At 37.2% G+C, this 20,258-nt stretch carries 19 protein-coding genes; 5 read left to right on the forward strand and 14 right to left on the reverse strand.

Going from position 1 to position 20,258, the window contains the following annotated elements:
• Positions 1–38: 38 nt before the first annotated feature.
• Positions 39–788: a helix-turn-helix domain-containing protein gene (locus AC2A07_RS03025; protein ID WP_484049141.1), complete on the reverse strand. Its 750-nt coding sequence runs from the start codon at positions 786–788 to the stop codon at positions 39–41.
• Positions 789–1,443: 655 nt separating this feature from the next.
• On the opposite strand from AC2A07_RS03025, the gene AC2A07_RS03030 reads away from it, so the two are divergent.
• Entirely contained in the window at positions 1,444–4,308 is a 2,865-nt protein-coding gene (locus AC2A07_RS03030; protein ID WP_484049142.1) for a TonB-dependent receptor, read from the forward strand.
• Positions 4,309–4,317: 9 nt separating this feature from the next.
• Positions 4,318–5,142, forward strand: coding sequence for a tyrosine-protein phosphatase (locus tag AC2A07_RS03035; protein WP_484049143.1), 825 nt, complete (start codon positions 4,318–4,320; stop codon positions 5,140–5,142).
• 260 nt (positions 5,143–5,402) lie between these two features.
• Here AC2A07_RS03035 and AC2A07_RS03040 read toward each other — a convergent pair whose 3' ends face one another.
• From AC2A07_RS03040 to AC2A07_RS03090, 11 genes are all read right to left on the reverse strand, one after another.
• Positions 5,403–6,479 (reverse strand): SDR family oxidoreductase, encoded by a 1,077-nt coding sequence (locus AC2A07_RS03040; protein WP_484049144.1) that lies wholly within the window; start codon positions 6,477–6,479, stop codon positions 5,403–5,405.
• A 166-nt stretch (positions 6,480–6,645) separates the two neighbouring features.
• Positions 6,646–7,227 carry a Crp/Fnr family transcriptional regulator gene (locus AC2A07_RS03045; RefSeq protein ID WP_484049145.1) on the reverse strand — a complete coding sequence of 194 codons (582 nt, stop codon included), beginning with the start codon at positions 7,225–7,227 and terminating at the stop codon, positions 6,646–6,648.
• A 22-nt stretch (positions 7,228–7,249) separates the two neighbouring features.
• Positions 7,250–7,720 carry a PPC domain-containing DNA-binding protein gene (locus AC2A07_RS03050; RefSeq protein WP_484049146.1) on the reverse strand — a complete coding sequence of 157 codons (471 nt, stop codon included), beginning with the start codon at positions 7,718–7,720 and terminating at the stop codon, positions 7,250–7,252.
• 6 nt (positions 7,721–7,726) lie between these two features.
• The gene (locus tag AC2A07_RS03055; protein ID WP_484049147.1) at positions 7,727–8,122 is read right to left on the reverse strand and encodes a MauE/DoxX family redox-associated membrane protein; all 396 of its coding nucleotides are present in this window, start codon (positions 8,120–8,122) and stop codon (positions 7,727–7,729) included.
• Positions 8,123–8,194: 72 nt separating this feature from the next.
• On the reverse strand, positions 8,195–9,046 hold the full coding sequence (locus AC2A07_RS03060; protein ID WP_484049148.1) for an NAD(P)-dependent oxidoreductase: 852 nt from the start codon (positions 9,044–9,046) through the stop codon (positions 8,195–8,197).
• Between the two features lie 24 nt (positions 9,047–9,070).
• Positions 9,071–9,865 (reverse strand): SDR family NAD(P)-dependent oxidoreductase, encoded by a 795-nt coding sequence (locus tag AC2A07_RS03065; protein ID WP_484049149.1) that lies wholly within the window; start codon positions 9,863–9,865, stop codon positions 9,071–9,073.
• Between the two features lie 44 nt (positions 9,866–9,909).
• Positions 9,910–10,209, reverse strand: coding sequence for a DUF3861 domain-containing protein (locus AC2A07_RS03070; protein WP_484049150.1), 300 nt, complete (start codon positions 10,207–10,209; stop codon positions 9,910–9,912).
• Positions 10,210–10,212: 3 nt separating this feature from the next.
• Positions 10,213–11,334 carry an aldo/keto reductase gene (locus AC2A07_RS03075; RefSeq protein WP_484049151.1) on the reverse strand — a complete coding sequence of 374 codons (1,122 nt, stop codon included), beginning with the start codon at positions 11,332–11,334 and terminating at the stop codon, positions 10,213–10,215.
• Between the two features lie 416 nt (positions 11,335–11,750).
• Positions 11,751–12,734 (reverse strand): aldo/keto reductase, encoded by a 984-nt coding sequence (locus AC2A07_RS03080; protein ID WP_484049152.1) that lies wholly within the window; start codon positions 12,732–12,734, stop codon positions 11,751–11,753.
• Between the two features lie 10 nt (positions 12,735–12,744).
• Positions 12,745–13,854: an L-dopachrome tautomerase-related protein gene (locus tag AC2A07_RS03085; protein WP_484049153.1), complete on the reverse strand. Its 1,110-nt coding sequence runs from the start codon at positions 13,852–13,854 to the stop codon at positions 12,745–12,747.
• An 8-nt stretch (positions 13,855–13,862) separates the two neighbouring features.
• The gene (locus AC2A07_RS03090) at positions 13,863–15,242 is read right to left on the reverse strand and encodes an amidohydrolase family protein (RefSeq protein WP_484049154.1); all 1,380 of its coding nucleotides are present in this window, start codon (positions 15,240–15,242) and stop codon (positions 13,863–13,865) included.
• 143 nt (positions 15,243–15,385) lie between these two features.
• On the opposite strand from AC2A07_RS03090, the gene AC2A07_RS03095 reads away from it, so the two are divergent.
• Positions 15,386–16,225 carry a helix-turn-helix domain-containing protein gene (locus AC2A07_RS03095; RefSeq protein WP_484049155.1) on the forward strand — a complete coding sequence of 280 codons (840 nt, stop codon included), beginning with the start codon at positions 15,386–15,388 and terminating at the stop codon, positions 16,223–16,225.
• Between the two features lie 93 nt (positions 16,226–16,318).
• Here AC2A07_RS03095 and AC2A07_RS03100 read toward each other — a convergent pair whose 3' ends face one another.
• Positions 16,319–17,380, reverse strand: a complete 1,062-nt coding sequence (locus AC2A07_RS03100) for an NADH:flavin oxidoreductase (protein ID WP_484049156.1) — start codon at positions 17,378–17,380, stop codon at positions 16,319–16,321.
• A gap of 136 nt (positions 17,381–17,516) precedes the next feature.
• Here AC2A07_RS03100 and AC2A07_RS03105 point away from each other — a divergent pair, with 136 nt between their 5' ends.
• Positions 17,517–17,873, forward strand: a complete 357-nt coding sequence (locus AC2A07_RS03105) for a winged helix-turn-helix transcriptional regulator (protein WP_314491029.1) — start codon at positions 17,517–17,519, stop codon at positions 17,871–17,873.
• A 149-nt stretch (positions 17,874–18,022) separates the two neighbouring features.
• On the forward strand, positions 18,023–18,649 hold the full coding sequence (locus AC2A07_RS03110; protein WP_314491032.1) for a CatA-like O-acetyltransferase: 627 nt from the start codon (positions 18,023–18,025) through the stop codon (positions 18,647–18,649).
• A 492-nt stretch (positions 18,650–19,141) separates the two neighbouring features.
• Here the strand turns inward: AC2A07_RS03110 and AC2A07_RS03115 are convergent, their stop codons facing one another.
• A complete protein-coding gene (locus AC2A07_RS03115) occupies positions 19,142–19,891 on the reverse strand; it encodes an NUDIX hydrolase (RefSeq protein WP_314491035.1) in 750 nt (249 codons plus the stop codon).
• Positions 19,892–20,258: the final 367 nt, after the last annotated feature.

Here is a 20,258-nt window from a genome sequence, read left to right on the forward strand (position 1 = left end):
AAAAACCTAACCAATTTCGCCAGGAAACTGAAGATATTTTAAACTTGATCTACTGAAAGTTGCAGTGTATTTTTCCTCAACAAATCTTTATGGTATTCAGAAGGTGTTTTTCCTGTAATTTCCTTAAAATAGCGATTAAAGGACGATTTTGATTTAAACCCTGCTTCGTAGGCAAATGATAAAAAATTGATGTTTTCGTTTCTTTTTATTGCCATTTCGACACTACTTTTAAAATATTCTATCCGATACTCATTGATATAGCGATAAAACGGTTTATTTCTATAGTTATTCAACATTTCACTGACTTGATATTTATTAATTTCTGTTTTTAAAGCCAGCTGATCCAAAGTCAGATCACAATCCCTAAAAAGTTCTTCTGCTTTTACAAAATGATCTAATTTTTGCCAAGTATTTTTAAATTTAAGATCATAATCTACCGTATTAATCAGTGTCTTTTTTTCAGAAACCTGATTAATTATGTTGTTAGACTGAACATTAACTTTATGACTAAGTTCTGCGGAACTAAAGTTTTTTCTTATAATTAAAAGACAGATGAAAAGTAATATAAAGTATGAAACACTTCGTAAAATTAGATTGAACATCTCAATACTTTCCGGATATAACTGAAGCAGTATTTTGGAAATCACCACCAAAGATTCCATTATTAGAATACATGCAGAAATTCTTATGATAACGTCAGACTCACTTTTATCTGCAACTAAACTTTTATTTTTTATAATTATCAGTATGCTTTTCAGGGGATAGTATAAATTAATGATAAAGATCATTGCAAGACTGAAATTATTATAAATATTCAAGAGATGATGATCTACTTTATTAAGAATAATAAATACACATGAAATTGTGAAGTAAGCGATCATTAAAATAAATAAAGGTATAAAAATAAACCATTTACGAGAAAGTGAAAATTCTGTTTTAGTCTTGGTGAGCGTGTACAAATAGATCAAAGGTCCATAACACACTGAAATAAACGTATTCATCTGCTGCCTGATACTTTCATCCGGTATAAATCTAAATATAATAAACTTAATTGTCAGATGTACAGCAATCGCAGAAAGCAGAAAAATAAACAGATAATTGGACAGTGCTTTTTTTTGTTTGACGGTCAGCAGCCAAAGTGCAACAAGTGCCTGAAAAGCACCAATTAAAACAATATATTGCATTTCTCCTTTAGGTTTGTACAAAGTAAATACAAAATCATTATTCTGTCCCTGAGAATACTGTTATATATCTATTAAACATTTCAAAAACAATTTAATATTCGGTTCATGAATAAATAACAAATAGTTAAAATAAAATAATTATTTGTAAATCAATTACTTAAAGGACTCAATCCAACGAGTGATACGTTTTGACTGATGATTTTTTTCTCAGGACGAATGCAAATGGTAAACCGTTCAATTTTGCAGAAAAAATAAATCAATGAAAAATTATACTGGTTTTTTAAAACAGAGGTCACGAATCATTCAGGTATCTGCATTTTTTCTGATGGCATCTTTTGGAACCATTCATGCACAGACTATTAGAGGAACTGTTGTAGGGAAAACAAACGGAGCTCTTCCCGGTGCAAACATTTCTATCGTTGATGGAAATGCAAGAGCTTCATCATCTTTAGACGGAGATTTTAACTTATTATCTCCAAAATTGGGTGAAGTTAATCTTAAAATAGAATACATCGGTTATGAAACAAAATACTTTCTGATAACGGTAAAAGAAGGAACCAATGACATCGGTTACATTACTATTGATCCTGAAAGTCCTGCAAGTAAAGGTACATTAAAAGACATTCAGGAAGTTACTATTACAAGATCAAATGCATTAACACAGGCAAAAGCTTACGAGATAAAAAAAAACAATAATGCGATCATGGAAGTTATTGCAGCCGATGCCATCGGGAAACTTCCGGACAGGAATGCAGCAGAAGCTGTACAAAGAGTTCAGGGCGTAGCTGTTGCAAGATATCACGGTGAAGCAGATCAGGCAACTGTAAGAGGAACTCCCTTTGCGTGGACTTCGGCTTTATTTAACGGAAACCGACTTCCGAGTGCCAATGTTTTAGGAAACCGATCTTTCGTTTTGGATGTTGTCCCTTCAGAATTGATTCAGTTTGTACAGGTTGCCAAAGCTGTAACTCCTGATATGGACGGTGATGCGATTGGTGGAAGTATCAATTTCATTACAAGAACAGCTCCAGCCAAGAAAACCTTGAGTGTAAGCGGAGCCGGAGGTTATAATACTTTTTCACAGGACGGAACTTATAATGCATCTGCAGTTTACGGAGATCGTTTCTTTAAAAATAAATTGGGAGTACTTTTATCCGGAGCAATCTGGGACAGACAGTGGGGAGCAGATTCTTTTGATGTGACTTATAACACCAATGCAGCCAATGACATTGAAAAGAAATCAATCAATACCGTCATGATGAAGAGATACATGGGAACGAGGAAAACAATCGGTTTGAATGGTGGTTTGGAATATAAATTCAACGCCAACAATAAAGTATATTTCCGTGGAATGTTTAATAAGTTTGACGACATTCGTCCGGTTTATGAAACCTATGTAGATTATACAAATACCCGTTATCAATACAATTTCCGATATTCTCATTACCAGACAGAATTGTACGGAATGGAACTAGGCGGAGAACACAGCCTTACTTCAAAATTAAGTTTAGACTGGATGTTGAGTGATTATTCTGCAAAATATTTCTTAGATACTCCTCCTACAAATGATACAAAAGGACTTCCAATCGCAACGTTCCGACAGAAAATAAACGGAGGTTTTAATAATCTTACCGGTGGAAAACGTTATTGGGGATTTGATTCTCCATCGGGAATTGGAGGTGAATATATGGATTACAGTTCAGATATTGCAAATCCGAATGATGTGATGAGTGCCAATAAATTACTTCTCTCTCAATTGGTGATTTCAAAATTAGACAATAACGAAAGAGATAAGATCGGACGGTTAAATTTAAAGTATGACATCAATTCAAATATTACCATAAAGGCCGGGGCAAAATACCGTGAAAAAGATCGTACAAGTACATTTGGTTACAATGCAGTTTATCTTCCTTCAGCCGGTAATTCTCTTACGCTTGCTCAGCTGGCAACTTCAGAACCGCCAAGAGGAATTGCTTTTTTAGGAAATATGAACGGAAATTATGATCAGTATGTTATGAATCCTCCGACAAAAGATCAGCTTTTTAATTTATTTTCGCCACAGACTTTACAGCAGAATGGTTTTAATGAATTAAATGATCCTGCCAGAAACACAAGTCTTTATACAGGCGAAGAATCGGTTTTTGCAACCTATGCAATGGCAGAAATCAAAGCATCGGAAAAATTTAAAATTATCGGAGGTTTCAGAAATGAATCTACAAGATTAACATTAAACGGTTCAAAACTAACCAGACAAGGAACTGTTTCCACCTTAAGTCCATCTGTGGTGGAAAGTAATTACGATGCTTTTTTACCAATGCTTCATCTGCGTTACAATTTTTCACCAAAAGCCAATGTAAGATTTGCTTATACAAAATCGTTTATCAGACCCAACTTTGGTGATATGTCGCCAGGATCAAGCATTGACAATTCTTCCTTTGTTATTACGAGAGGAAATCCTGATCTGAAGCCAACCTTCAGCCAAAACCTTGATTTGATGGGAGAATATTATTTCAATAATATCGGAATTCTTTCAGGAGGTGTATTTTATAAAAAAATCTCTGACATCGTTTTCTCAGACACTTCTGTGATGAATATTGACGGAACCAATTATACGGTGACTCAGTCAAAAAACCTTCAGGATTCAAAATTAGCAGGATTTGAAGCGGGAATTAATAAACGCCTTGATTTTCTACCGGGCTTCTGGAATGGCTTCGGAATAGAATTCAATTATACCTATATCAATTCTGAGGTTGAGGTTCCGAGAACTCCCACTATTTTTGATAAGACTTCTCTGCCAAATCAATCTAAAAATTTGTTCAATGCCATTTTATATTACGAAAGTAATAAAGTAATGGTTCGAATTGCCGGAAACTACCGAGGGAAATCTGTCGAAACAATTAATCAAAAACTCGGACCTGATTATTATATCTGGTCAGATAAAAACTTTACAATTGATTTCTCAGCAAGCTACGACATTACTCCAAAAGTTAAAATGTTTATTGAGCTGAATAATGTAAGTGATGAAAGCTTAAGACTTTATATGGGTGACAATAAGAAAAGAATTACTTCTAACGAATGGTACGGAAGTAGAGGACAAGTAGGAATCCGTTGGCAAATATTTTAAAATTTATATATGAAAAAAACAGTATTGACAATGACAGTTATTGCTTTCGGAGTAACCGCAAATGCACAGATTGCAGACAGCCTGAAACGCGTCGTAAAAATGGAAGGAGCTTATAATTTCAGAGATACGGGAGGTTACAGAACTAAAGATGGGAAAGAAGTTGTTCTGGGAAAAGTTTTCAGAAGTGATGCAATCGATAAACTGACGGATAGAGATTTACAAACTTTTAAGGAAAAAAAAATAGCTACCGTCATAGATTTCAGAGGGGTTGAAGAAGCAAAAAAAGCGCAGGATCGTTTACCTCAGGATACAAATTATATTTTATGTCCTGCAGGAAGCAATAATCTTCCGACAGTACAGGATATGGCAAAAATGTTTAAAAACAAAAACTTTCTGTATGATATGTATGGTGACGGCGGATTACCTTACTTCGGAGAAAGATACAGATCATTATTCGTTCAGCTATTAACTTTAAAGCCCGATGAAGCACTTTTATTTCATTGTACAGGAGGAAGAGACAGAACAGGAATGGCTTCTGCTTTATTTCTGAAAATTCTTGGAGTTCCCCAAGAAATTATTGAGAGCGATTATGTAGCTTCAAACTTTTACCTGGCTAAAAACCCAACGATGAACGGAATGTATTCCGGTTTATCAAAAATGGCAGGAATGACAGAAACTGAAATCAAACAGCAAATGGAACTGCGACCAGAATTGATCAGAAATTTCTTTGGAGTCATCAATAAAAAATACGGCAGCACAGAAAATTTTTTCCAGGTGGAAATGGGAATAGGACCAAGAGAAGTTGCGGTTTTGAAACAGAAATATCTTAAGTAGCAGTTTTAAATTATCAATCTTTTCTGCTTTTGATTAAATTAATAAAAAATCATCATTGACCTGAAAAGTAAATTGACCTCCGACAGTAAATGATCTTAAAAAAAACAGCTATAATCAAATTTACAGTAAGTCGTTTGGATTTCTTAGGGCTTATCTGCTCCCAACAGATTTCAAATCAGTATTATATACATTTGAAAAAAATCACCAGAACTATACTAAATAAATAGAGCTGTTCTGAAACAGCTCTATTCTATAAAAGTTTAAGGAATGATTTTTTCTTCCTTTAGTGTTTTAAATAAATCCAAAAAAGATTCTTCTGTATTCTGATATTCAGTAAATCCTGATTTTCTGCTGTTAGCCATATCAGTCATGACTTCAATCGGCCTGCCCAGATCCAGGTCGGTATGCCATGCTGAAGATACCCGTTCCAGATTACCTTCTTTAAGATCGTATTTCCTTACCATATCTTTCCAGACAGCCTGATCATCTTCCATTTCTTTTTCGAGAGGATGAATTTCATTTTCAAAGCCTACAGCTTCTACTCCAAAATAATCTGCCAATCTTCCCCAAAGCCATTTCCAACGGAAGATATCTCCATTGGTAATATTAAACGCTTTATTTTCAGCAGATTTACTGGTCGAAGCCCAAATCAGTTGCCTGGCTAAAATCCGCGCATCCGTAACGTCAGAAATACCATTCCACTGAGCAGCTGATCCGGGCCAGATCAATTTTCTTCCCTTTTCTTTACAGATACTTGCATAAACGGCCAATGTGGTTCCCATATTCATTGCATTTCCTACCGCATAACCGATGACCGTATGAGGCCTGTGAATACTCCAAGTAAATCCGTCTCTCTCGGAAGCGGCATAAACTTCATCTTCCTGATCATAATAGAAATTGGGAATGGGTAACCTGGACTGTTCTTCTCTTAACGGTGTTTCGGGTAAGACCCCTTCTTTAGCATAGGCTTCAAACGGCCCCAGATAATGCTTCAGCCCTGTTACCAAAGCGACATGTCTGACCGACTTTTTTGGAGACAAGACCTTTAACAGGTTCCTCACCAACGCACTGTTCACACGGATGTTTTCCTCTTCAGTATCATTCCGCATCCACGTTGTAAAAAATACGTGAGTGGGGAAGATGCTTTCCAATGCAGCTCCCAGACTTTCGACATCCAAAAGATCAGCTTTTACAGGGATCAAACCTTTGACAGTACGGTCTGTATTTCTGGAGATCCCATAAGTTGTCCATCCCTGAGCAACAAGCTCGTTTGCGAGATTGCTTCCTGTGATTCCTGTAGCGCCTACGACCAGTGCAATATTTTTAGTATTTTCCATTTTGTAAATTTTCTAATACAAAGCTATGGCGGTTTTAATCAAAAGCACTTGATCTGGGTCATGAGTTTTGGGTGAGATTTGATGATTGATAATTGATGATTGATAATTGATGGTTGATAATAGATGGATAGATGGATAGATGATGGTGTTTGGTTAGAGTTTAGGTTTAGGGTTTCAGTAAATTTTTTTTGCGAATTCTGCTGACGGTTTCAGGAGCCAGTCCCAAAAAAGACGCAATAAGGTTATGGGGGATCCTTTTGATCATTTCGGGATTTTTCTCAGACAGCTGAAGGTATTTTTCTTCTGCCGTATAACTGTTTGAGGCAATCAGGCGATAATCCTTTGTGGCAAGACTGTTTTGGTATAAAATCCTGAAATAACGGTCCATGGCCGGTATCTTAAGCATCAGCGTATTATAATCCTCCAGAGTGATCATCAGCAGTTCTGTTTCTTCAACGGCATTTATATTCAATACTGCATTTTCCTGACTGATAAAACTCTTAAAATCTGAGATCCACCAGCCTTCGAAAGCGAACATGTTGATATGTTCACTGCCTTTTTCGTCCACAAAATAAGATTTCAGCAAACCTTTGCTTACAAACGAGAGATGCGTACAGACCTCTCCTTCATGCAAAAGATATTGTTTTTTCTTCAGCTTCCTGAACGAAAAAAAGGGTTGCAGCTGATCCTGTTCTTCTTTGTGGAGATGTACTTTGTTTTGAATATGTGAAATAAGGACGTCAAACATGCAGAAAAATTGTAAATCAAAATTAATGTTTCTCTAAAGACTTTTCAAAATCATAGAGATTAATTCCTGTTTCCTCATCAGCTGTTTTATATACCACTGCTGCCATCGGATAAAAGAAAAATTCTCCGGCACCCCGAATCTTTGCATCTTTTAAATGCCCTGCAACCGCTGAATAATCTTCCCTCCCTAAAGTGATATGCAGGTGAAGAAGAGGCTTGTCTTTTGTTACAGATACATTACCTGACAGATTGGTAACCTCCATCTGTTCGTCAAATTTTTTATCGGTATACTTTTTAGTGGAAAAATTAAAAAACCTCAGTGTAGCCTCACTTACAGCTCCGATCCCTGTCACCTGACCGGATTTGATATTCTGATTCAGGACAAAATCTGTCAGAGCCTGTACAATACTGGATTTATCTTTTATACTGACAATAAAATTATTTTCAATTTTTTTGGCGGTCCAGAGTTCGCCTTCTAAAATTCGTTCATTCATACTTTATTATTTTACCGGTTGATGATCTTCAGAACTGTATTTTAAATAAAACCATAAGAGCGCAGAAAGGCAGAGTGAATGGATCAGCTGTGCTTCAATGGCTGACCAGTTTTCAACCGAACTGCTTCCCAAGATCAGCATACTCATCAAAGAAATTGATGCATAAATAGTTAATTTCGGTTTGAAACCGATCAGGAGGGCTATTCCGACGAGTGCTTCCAAAAAGGGCAGCAGATAGCCGAAAGGGATGATCAGCACTTCAGGAATTGCCGATTTTTCCATGGATTTAACCATTCCTTCTGTGAATGCCTGTAATTTTGGCAATCGTACCAATCCGTGTCCTGCCAAAGAAACAGCGACAGGAAGTCTCAAAAAGAAAAATACAGTTTTGAAATCTTTCATCGTTTAAATTTTTATTGAAAGTGGGGGAATAGGTTCTGTAAGTTTGTTTGTCAGGTATTCAAAATACTTAAATCAGCTTCTGTCCTTTTTCAGATAATTAATAATTCCAATCACGTCATCTTTTCCGAAACCCTGATCCTGAGCGGACTGATATGTTTCAATGAGCGTATGGGCCAACGGAAAATCAGCACCTGCATTTTTTGCCAGCAATATATCTTTTAACATCAGATCCAGAGAAAATGCAGGAGAAAACTTATTTTCTGTCAAAAGTGGTGTTTTTACTTTTGTAGCACCGCTTCCGCTGGCACTTTCATTGATAATTTCCAGCATATCTTTCCGGTCAATTCCCAGATGATCAGAAAACAGAATTGTTTCTGCCAATCCCTGGTATAATGCTGAAAGGAAGTAATTAACTGACAGTTTTGCTGCCAGACCTTTTCCGTTTTTTCCTAAATGTCTGATCTGTTTTCCCAGTTTTTCCAAATAAGGGGCAGCTCTCTGTAAATCTTTTTCTTCTCCACCGGCCATAATGATTAGCGTTCCCTCAGCAGCAGGTTTTGTACTGCCGGCTACCGGTGCATCAATGAACGATGCTTCTTTTATTTTTAAGGCATCACCTATTTTTCCACTGGCTTCCGGGGAAACGGTACTCATATCGATAAAAAGCTTTCCTGAGATATCTAAATCTAAAATTTGTCTGTAGATATCATTCACCGCTTCATCATTGGTCAGCATCGTGAAAATAATGTCACTTTCCGAAACCAGATCTTTCACACTTTCGGAAACTTTTGATCTTTCTGAAAAATTCTCTGCTTTTTCAGCACTTCTGTTGTATACGGATAACGGGAATCCTGCTTTCTCAAGGTTTTTCGCCATCGGATGTCCCATGTTTCCCAAACCTATAAATCCTAATTTTTCGTTCATTATTAAATTTTTTATAATTAAAGATTAAAATGCAGAATCAATAACCCCGCCGTCAACTCTCAACGCTGCACCGGTCGTTGCTGAGGATAACGGACTTGCTGTATATACCACGAGATTTGCAACTTCCTCTGCTTCTACAAACTTTCCTACAATTGAAGAAGGTCTTTTTTCTTTAACGAATTCATTTCCGGCTTCTTCGAGAGTGATCTGCTTTTCATCTGCGATTTTCTGCATACTCCTACGGTTTCCCGCTGACCAGGTCGGGCCGGGCAAGATTGCATTGACGGTAACCTCTGTTCCTTTCAAATGTTTTGCAAGCCCCCGGCTTAATGCCAGATAAGCTGTTTTGGTCACACCATAAAGAATCATATCATCAGGAATATTGACAGCAGATTCGCTGGAAAGAAAAATAATTCGTCCCCAGTTTTTCTTTTTCATAAGAGGTGCGTAGTGGCGCGAAAGACGCACTCCGCTCATCACATTAACCTCAAAGTCATGAAACCGTGTCTCATCTTCCGTTATGTCAAAAGGCTGATCTCCATAGATTCCGACATTGTTCACTAAGATATCAACTTCCGGAAGCTGACTGATCAGGCTGTTGACTTCTTCAACTTTAGAAAAATCTGCAACAATTCCCTGTACATCTGCGTCAGGAATTTCACTTTTTAATTCAGCAACAGCTTTATCTATTTTCTCCTGCTGCCTGCCGTTAACATAGACCTTTGTTCCTTCTTTCAGTAAACCTTTGGCTACGGCGAAACCGATTCCTTCTGTAGAACCGGTCACCAATGCCGTTTTATTTCTTAACTGTAAATCCATTTTACCTGTCGTATTAAGTGTTTAAAACCTTTATAACTAACGCATTATCGGGAGTTCTGACTTTTCAGTTTTTTCATAAATTCTGAAATAGCAGGTCTTAATTCTTCAAATAAAGGATGACTTTTCTGCGTAATCAGGACTTCTGTAAATAATTTCAGACCCAGTGAAAACTCAAGTGCCGTTTTCTCATCTTCAAAAAGATTCTTAGCTTTGATCAAATCAAAAATTTCAAAAAGGTCATCATGATTTTCAAAATCAAATGACAGGCCTTTATCTCCTTCCGAGCCGTCTTTTAAAGATAATTCCTTCAGATCGATCTGGTATTTGTTATTTCTCTTTTTCATTATTTATCCTTTTGGAACCGGAGCGTTCTGTTCAATTAATTTTTCTTTTTTAAGTTCAGCCCAGAACCCAGCAGGAATTTTCGTCTTGAATGATTCTGCATTTTCCTGAGACTGCTTCACGGTATGAGCCCCGGGAATTACTCCTGATACTACATTAGGTGCCGCTGCAAACTGAAGTGCTGCTGTCCGGAGATCTACTTTATGATTATTCGCAACACGCTGTAAGGAAGCAAGTTTTTCCCTGACTCCTGAGGGGAAGTCTCCATTATACAGGTATCTGTCTTTTCCTGACAGAAAGCCTGCACAGAGTGGTGCTCCGACCACAATAGAAATGTCTTTTTCAACTGCTTTGGGAAATACTTTATTAAGATCATCCTTATGATCCATCAGTGAATACTGACATGCCGAAAGAAAAATATCAGGATCTGAAACTTCAATAGCCTTCAGAATGGGTTCAATGGTATTTACCCCAAATCCCCAGCCTTTTATTAAACCTTCTTCACGCATTTTGATCAGTTCGGGCATTGCTCCTTTTGCTGCAATATCAAAATATTTTACCCAGTCTTCCTTCATATCTTTATTGTCAGGAGAGAGATCATGAATAAAAACAATGTCTAATGATGCAACCCCCAGCCTCTGCAGACTGTCCTCCACACTTTTTCTTGCTCCGGCAGCAGAGTAATTATATTCATAAGAAAAATTGAGTTTACCCTTCCACAAACCGTCCAATTTAAAGTCATCATGAGGTTTCAGAATTCTCCCCATTTTTGTAGACAGTGTAAATTCATCACGTTTTTTATCTTTTAAGAACATCCCCATTCTGTGTTCACTGATTCCCAGACCATACCATGGCGAAGTATCAAAATAACGAACCCCTGCATTCCATGCTGCCTCTATAGACTGTAAGCATTCGATATCGGGATTGATATTAAAACCGTTTCCTAAAGCGACCCCTCCGAAACCTGATTTGTTTTTCGGTCTGAATCTTTTATGCTGTGTTGAATTTTCAAATTGTTCCATGATATTTTCTTTTAATAATTGTGATGCAAAAGCAGGGACGGCAGATGATGCCATTAATCCTGCAGCTGCCAGTCCGCTGTTTTTTAAAAATGTCCTTCTTTCCATTTTACTATTTTGTGTGTTGCCTGATTTGGTGATTTTTTATTAACTCTTACATACTCAGTTGTTTTAATAATATCTGACCGCAAGAGACGCCTTTGTTTACCTTAAATTTCCGGAAAGTTTATAAATTCTTTGTTTTGCTTTACGTTTAATCTATTCTTAAATATTTTGTCCTGATGATATTTTATTTTATCGCAAGGGTAAACAAAGTTTTTTTAATTTCTCTCTGTAATTTTTTAAGGATAAACAAAGCCGCTTCGCTTATTGGAGTAATACAATTGTATTTTGTTTTTTAGTAGAACGCCTTTGTTTACCTTAAATATTCGGAAAGCTTATAAATTCTTTGTTTTGCTTTGCGTTTAATAATCTATGTAATTTAAATAGATGTTCGGTGATAAAAATGATCTGGATTTAATCAACTAAAAAGCATTAACCAGATTATCAATTGTTTTTATTTCTTCTTCAGATAAATTAATATTGATCGATTCTGCATTCTGCACAGCCTGTTCAGCATTTCTTGCTCCTGCCAAAGCAATGGTGATTCCTGGTCTTTCAATCGTCCAGCGCAAAACCAACTGTCCCAACGATGCCCCATGCCTGTCTGCAATTGGTTTTATTTTGTCTAGCAATTGATTGGTTTTTCCAATAAAATCAGGTTGAAAATGAGCATGCCCTGCTCTGTGATCACCCTCTTTAAATTGGTAACCCGGAGTAATTTTTCCCGTCAGTAATCCTCTTTCTAACGGACTGTATGCCAGAATAGATTTATTATTTTCTATACAATAGGGCACAGTTTCTTTTTCAATTTCCCTGTTAACCATACTGAAAGGAATCTGATTGGAAACTAAATTGAGCGTTTCTCCAGCCTCTGCCATCTGTGCTGCATCATAATTACAGACTCCCGCAAAACGAACTTTACCTTGCTCAATTAATCTTGAAACGGCTTCAAAAGTCTCATCAATCGGAGTTGTTGAATCCGGCCAGTGGATCTGGTACAGATCAATGTAATCTGTTCCCAGTCTTTTTAAACTTTCTTCACATTCATGGATGATGCTTTCTTTCCCTGCATATTTATAAATATCAATAGCTTCGCCATTGTTTTTGAAGCTGTTAAATCCGAAATCACCTTTAGCCAAATCCCATCGCATCCCGAATTTAGTCAGAATCTGAACTTTATCTCTTGAAAATCCTTTGAGCGCTTCACCTACAATTTCTTCACTGACGCCCTGTCCGTAAACAGGTGCGGTATCGACTGATGTGACTCCCATATCGTAAGATGCCCTTATGGCATCGATAGCCTCATTTCGGTCTGTACTTCCCCACATCCATCCACCGGCCGCCCATGCTCCGAAAGTGATTGCTGATATTTCCAAATCGCTGTTTCCTAATTTTCTGTATTGCATTTTTTATGTATTAATTGTTTGTTTTCATTTTTACGACTAAGTAAGGTGGTTTTCTCAGGTCTTTCCCGCCGTTAAAGCCCGGCAGCCTGTTCCACTGTCCCAGAGTTGCATAAAGGTAGCCGTTTCTGTAGGCCAAACCATCCGGCCACACATAGTTTTCCTTATCATGAGACAGCAGGGAATATTTCCCGTCAGCATTTCTTCTGATGATTGACTGCTGTTCAAAAGCTCCGAAATAAATATTCCCTTTTTCATCTTCTGCCAGTCCATCACATGCCGGTCTTTCTCCTTCAAATTTCACTCCATCTTCAATTTGTTTTTCTGTAGATTCAAACCGGCTTAACAGATCAGTTGGTATGCTGTACAGTTTTCTTCCTGTTATTGCAGTCCAATACAGTGTTTTTTGATCCGGGCTTATTGCAATTCCGTCAGCGCCGCCAACCGGAAATTTTTGATCTTTAAAATCATAAGTCAAAGGCAGTCCTTCCAAAAATCCCATAAAACCCGGTTCAGGAGAAGTTGAATAGTGATTCAGCAATACTTCCTTTGCTTTTCCGTTTGACACATCCAGAACGATAAGAGAAAAGCGTTCTCCGAATCCCGAATTGGCAATATATACAGTTCCCTGTTTACCGTGCGAAAGATCAACACGAAGGTCATTGTAATGGGAGTCATCAGACAGTACCGTTTTAGGAATTACTACTGTATGAAGGATCTTTCCTGAAGTAATGTCTATTGCTACAACTTTGGCTGCCCCTGGAGGGATTTCTTTGATTCCAGAACGCTTTCCATCATCCAAAACCCAGAGTATGTCATTTTTATCGATATACATTCCGTGTGGGGAAATAAGCCGGTTTTTATAATCACTGTTGCCTGGATAAACATATTCTCTATTCGGAAAAGGAATCAACTGACCGTTAACCAGTTCTGCTAATGCAAATTTCTTATGATCATCTGAGTGACGCGGAAATCCTAAAAATACCCGGTCTTTTGAGCTTACGGCAATTCCTGAAGGATCAGGATCGGGAGGTGAAATTTTTGTGACAATTTCGTAATTGGACTGGGCATTGGCAAAGAGTGTAAATCCTGAAAGGAATACGCTTACGATTAATTTATTCATGATCATCATTATTGTTTTTTCAAGGGACCTTTACTCACTTCTTTTCCTGCTTTATACACTGAAAATATTTTCCGGGTATTCCTGATATTATTGGCAGGATTGGCATCCAATACAATAAAATCTGCTGTCTTACCGACCTCAAGCGTTCCGAAATCCCTGTCAATTTTTAAAGCTTCCGCTGAGTTTTTGGTGGCCACTGTAATGGCCTGTAAAGGGGTCAATCCGGATTCTGTCATGAGCTGCAGTTCCAGATGTTCAGAAAATCCCTGCGCGCGGATAGGCATTGCTCCGCTGTCGGTGCCCATGGCCACAGGAATTCCGTATCCGATTACTTTTTTAAGATTCTGTTTAGCTGTTTCGAAGGCTTTCATATTCAAAGCATAATTCGGAGAGTTTTTAATTTCGTTCTGATATTTTTCAGAAGTGATCATCTCATACACTCCCGGCTCCAGAGATTTTGTAAAGAATGCATTACGGATCCATTCCGGTTTTTTTGCATACACATAAGCATATTCATCTAAAGAAAGGGTAGGAATATAGGTAACGTTTTTAGCTTTCATCTGAGCCAGGGCAGCATTGTCTATTACTTCACTCCGTACACTGTGACCGATAATGTCAATCCCGTCAGCAATGAGCTGTTTTAAATCTGAAAGATAATAAACGTGGGCTGCAACCCGGAGACCTCTTTTATGAGCCTCACTGATTATCGCCTTATAGATTTCCGGACGTATTTTTACTTTGAATTTTCCGTTAAAGTCATCAACCCAGATTTTAACCAGTTCTGCATTGATCTTTTTAAGGCTGTCCATCTGCGCAGGAATTTCTTTGACAGATTTTGGCCTGAAGACTTTATCCATCGCAAAATCGAGTGGGGGAGCACCATCTGTAACACCGAAACCGTAACCTGCAGAATGTATTCTTGCCCCGTCAATTTCACCTTTTACCGATTTTTCCCGTAAACTACCTGCAAAAAGCAGAGGACGGTCAGTACCCATTGACATGACATTGAGAACACCGTAGTCCTGATATTTTTTAAGCTGAGACAGAATATTTTCTTCGGTATAATTTTCCGGTTTTGTAGTGGTTCCTTTTAGAGTGCCGACATGCGAATGGGCAGATATTAAAGCAGGCATTACTGTTTTTCCTGTCAGGTCAACCTTTTCTGCATTATCATCTGAGACCTCACTTCCAATCGCAGCGATTTTTCCGTCTTTTACCAGAATTCTGGTATTTTGAACAGGATCTCCGCCGTTTCCGTCAATGAGCGTAACATTTTCAAAAAGAAGTGTCCCGGATTTTCCTGTAGAGTTTCCTTTTTTATCATTACCGCATGAGATAAGAACCACTGCAGTGAGTAAAAGTCCTGAAATTTTTTGAATGATGTTCATGGTGTTATTTTATGTAATGTTTGAAGCGTGTTATTTTTATTTTACAGAAGACCATCTGTAATTCATCAATATTCCTACAAAGTTTGCCAATAAAAACAAGTTTTCACTTGCAGAAATCGTTTAACAAATTGTACATTTAGAAGATGAAGCGAAAACAGTTTGAACCTCTTGAACTTGATACTTTTGAAACTGCCGTCTATCCTTTTCCGAGACACAGCCATACGTATTACGAATTGGTCTATATATCAAAAGGACTTGGGAATCATCACATCAATCAGATTGTTATTCCCTACAAAACCGGAGATCTGTATCTGATTTCTCCTGATGATGAGCACTTTTTTGACATCAAAAAATTGACCACGTTTTGGTTTATCAAATTCAATGACACTTATTTCAGGGAAAACAAACATGTATCACCGGATCAGCTGACGGTGGCTTCACCGATTGATATCATGCGGAATCACCTGCTTAAAGAAGATAAGCTGATTTTTGACGAACCCTGTAAAACCATCCTCAGAAAAACAGTGGAAAATATATTTCAATACCATGATTTTTATAAAATTTCAGATTCACCGGTTGTATTGTTTCAGGTACTTTCCCTATTCGGGCTAATCCGGGAAGCATCTCTGAAGATGAATACGGGAATTGACCGAAAAATTCCACGGAAGGATGACCTTATTTCCTATATCCATCAGAATATTTATACTCCTGAATTAATCAGAATTAAAAATATATCCGAACATTTCAATATTTCAAAAACCTATTTCGGAGCTTATTTCAAAAGAAACTTTGAAGTTTCTTATCAGCATTATATCACTGATTACAAACTGAAGCTTATTGAAAGAAGAATTCAGTCCGGACAGATGACGATGAAGCAGATTGCCTTTGAGTTTGGTTTTACGGATGAAAGCCATCTTACAAACTATTTTAAAAATTTGAACAAAATAAATCCTTCCGATTTTAAACTTTTAAGCAGAGCATAAAAAAGCAGCTTCAAAATGAAGCTGCTTACTCTAACTATCAAAATCTAATTTAATACGATCTGTTATTTAATAACTTTGTATTCCCGGAAAAAACTAATACAAAACGCCAAGACTTTCAGCTGAAAAATCTGAAATTTCTTCCGTTCTCCCTTCTTTGATCTTCTGCACCCATTGATGATCAGTCAACAATGCTCTTCCTACCGCTACCAGGTCAAAATCCTGACGCTCAAATCTTCTCATCAGTTCAGACAGATCGGTTTTTTCGCTTCCTTCACCGGCAAATGCGCCCATAAAATCTCCTTTAAGACCGACAGATCCAACAGTAATGGTTGGCTGTCCGGTGATTTTTTTTGCCCAACCTGCAAAATTTAAATCAGAACCTTCGAATTCAGGTTCCCAGAAACGACGTTGTGAACAGTGAAAAATATCAACACCGGCGTCTTTCATAGGTAAAAGCCAGTCTTCCATTTCGGATGGTGTCGTTGCCAGCCTGCTTTTATAATCCTGCTGTTTCCACTGAGAAAGTCGGATGATGATTGTAAAATTTTCACCTACGGCAGCTCTGATCGCTTTGACAACATTTACTGCAAAACGGCTTCTTTCCTTAATGTTTTTTCCTCCGTACTCATCAGTTCTGGTATTGGTAACCTCCCAGAAAAACTGATCGATCAGATATCCGTGTGCTCCATGAATTTCAAGACAGTCAAACCCGAGATCTTTAGCAGATTTAGCAGATGTAGCAAACTGTGCAATGGTATCCTGAATATCTTCTAAAGTCATCGTTGAGGCCTTTTCCATTGGTATTTCAGGATAATCTTCAGAACTTCTCGTATCCCCGACGTGCCAGATCTGAGGTCCCATTTTTCCTCCGTTATGATGTACAGCATCAATCACGTTTTTCCAGCCCTGCAAAGCTTCAGTTCCATAAAAATCAGGAATATTCTGAATGTTTTTTGATGCAGGACGATTGATCACTGTTCCTTCAGACAGAATTAATCCTACCTCTGATGCAGCCCTTCTTGCATAGTAATCCTCAATTTCTTTCGTAGGAACACCGTTGTCAGACTGGGCTCTGGTCATCGGTGCCATCACCAATCTGTTTTTCAGCGTAAGGTTTTTGTAAGTAAACGGTGTAAATAATGAGTCTATGTTCATTTTTTTATTTAATTTTAGTGCTTCAATTTTTAATTGTTACGCAAAGTAACTAATAATAGTTTATTTTTGTATAATGAAGTTGAAAATACTGGTTACCTTAGAGTAACTGACAGTAGTAACCCAAATGTAACCAACATTGAGACAACAAAAAATTAAACATTGCAGCTGCCCGCTGGGTAAGGCAATGTCGGCCTTAGGAAGCAAATGGAAGCCGATCATTGTATTGGTGATCAAAGACCGTACTTTGAGATTCGGTGAGATTGCAGCGCGTATTTCGGTCATTTCCAGAAAGGTTCTCACAGACCAGCTAAGAGAAATGGAAGAAGATATTTTAGTCACCAGACAGGAATTTAAAGAGCTTCCCCCTAGAGTAGAATATACCCTCACCGAGAAAGGGCTGGCACTGCTTCCTATTCTGAATCTTCTTGAAGAGTGGGAGCGGGAATTTGATATCGCTGAGAAAAAATCAGAAGTCAATGCTTTCTTAAACTGATTATTTCAATTTTAAAATGTAATGAAATTTCATCTTTAAAAGCACTGGAAGCGTAATCTGTTCTTATGAATTACAGGATATTTCCAAACTGTTTTTAGTGGGGATGTAGTAAAAAAATTTCGTGATCATTCGTATAAACCATTTATAAAATGAAGATTATTGACCTTGACAGCTGGAACAGAAAGGAACACTTTGAATTTTTCTCTAAAATGGCAAGTCCCTATTTTGGTCTGACCACTGAAGTAGACTGTACAAAAGCGTATAAAACGGCAAAGGAAAAAGGCTGTTCATTCTTTGCCTATTACCTTTACCGGTCAATGGTTGCCATCAATTCTGTAGACGAACTTAAACTCAGAATAGTGGGAGATGAGGTGATCCTCTATGATGAAGTACATGTTGGAAGCACCATTGGAAGAGCTGACGGAACTTTCGGTTTTTCTTTTTTCCATTATTCTGAAGATTTTGAAATCTTTAATGCAGGTTTACAGGATCAGATCAAAACAGTACAGAATTCAGTTGGTTTGGGAATCAGCAATGACGTCTTACCGATCAATCACATCCGGCACACTGCGATCCCCTGGAATTCGTTCAGTGCTCTGCTTCATCCGACCAATTTTGATCCTAAAGAATGCATTCCGAAAATAGCATTCGGGAGGTTTAATGTCAGAGACGGTAAAAAATACCTGCCGCTTTCTATAGAGGCGCATCATGGTCTCGCCGACGGAATTCATTTAGCAAAATACCTTGAGGAGTTTCAGAAGCAACTTGATGAATAGCTGAACAGAAACTTAAGAGACTGTTTAAATTTATAAATTTTATTTTTTGTTCAGTATTTAAATTTTTATCTAAATCAAATTCTTTAAGGATACTTTTCACTAAAAAGATCATGTACTGATGACGTGTTTTTCTATCAATCTTTTAGCTTCATCATGTGTAATTACGAAATAAATGAGTAAATAAGCGAAGTTAATTCTTCTAAGCCTATAGAATCATATAGCTTTATCAGCGACGAAATCGAATCACTTTGCCCACTTAGATAAAGTAGAATTCTTCATAAACTTTGCGTCAATCTTTTAATCAAAATAATTTCAGACGTAACCTGTTGAGTCTTGTCAACAAAATAGATCGATAACTGTATTTGTAATAATTCCCTGCTAAAATTTAAATGGGCTCTGAGTTTTAAAATATGACTTTTTTAAAATGTATATTTTCGTGACTGATCAGAAACATTATTCTGTATTCTACATCCTATTGTTTCTGAAAATAATTTACCAGTTATTCAATCCGTTTTCTAATGCTTTTTTATAGTTTTCTTCATCGAAAGAATACAGGTCGGGCGACTTGTGCGCACCGCCACGGCGCTGTTCGTCTAACTTTTTGAGGATTCCCAGGTTTTTGATTTTCCGGTAGAAATTTCCACGGTTGAGTTCTTTTCCCAGAATAGTTTCATAAAGTTTCTGTAACTCTGAAAGGGTAAATTTCTCCGGTAGAAGATTATAACCGATGGGTTTGTAAGAAATCCTTTCTCTTAGAGCAAGTAAGGCTTTTTCTATAATTTCGCGGTGATCCATCGCCAGTTCAATTTCCGGAAGCTGGCTTAGATAAATCCATTCGCATTTATCACTGAATTCGTCGACCACAAGATGAGCATTATCCGGATTATAGAGAGCATAATATCCGATAGATACAAAACGTTGCTTGTGCCACAGGGAATCGTCAAAATCTTCAAAGTAAAATTCACTTCTTTTATTCTTGCCGAAAACTGCAAATTCTTCAAGATAGACATCCGATATTCCGGCCCTGTCTTTGAGAACTCTTTTTGCTGCATCATCCAGATCTTCTTCTTTTTTTACATAACCACCAGGCAGGAGCCATTGCTTACGGTAGGTCATCTGAAGCAGCAGAACTTTCAACTCATTTTTATCGAAACCGAATACTACGGGATCGGCAGAAAGATGTGGCAGAAAAAGATCTTTTGCTTCTTCAGATTTTCGTAAAAATTGTTGCTGTAAATCCATATTATTATTTATGATGAACTGATATTACAAATTTAATACTAAAAAACTAAGAATTTCTTAAAAGTGGTATACAGGATTAAAATTTGGGGATTATTTTTAATGATAAATCTCATAGTTTCCATATGAAACAATGAATAATAATGATAAAATTTAAATTTAAATAATTGATATATAGATATTTATATCTAATATTAAGTTTTATTCATATTTTTCTTTGCTGTTAACCGGAAAGAATGTATAATTGTAATGTTTCATAATGAAGCAATAAAAACACACCTGTTACTGACTATTTATTTCAGGATATTCGTTCGGGAATATCATTGATCAACGAAGGTGGCTATTCTGTTCACCTTAAGTTGAAGTAAAT

Source organism: Chryseobacterium sp. HNCC26DJ238 (assembly GCF_057180465.1).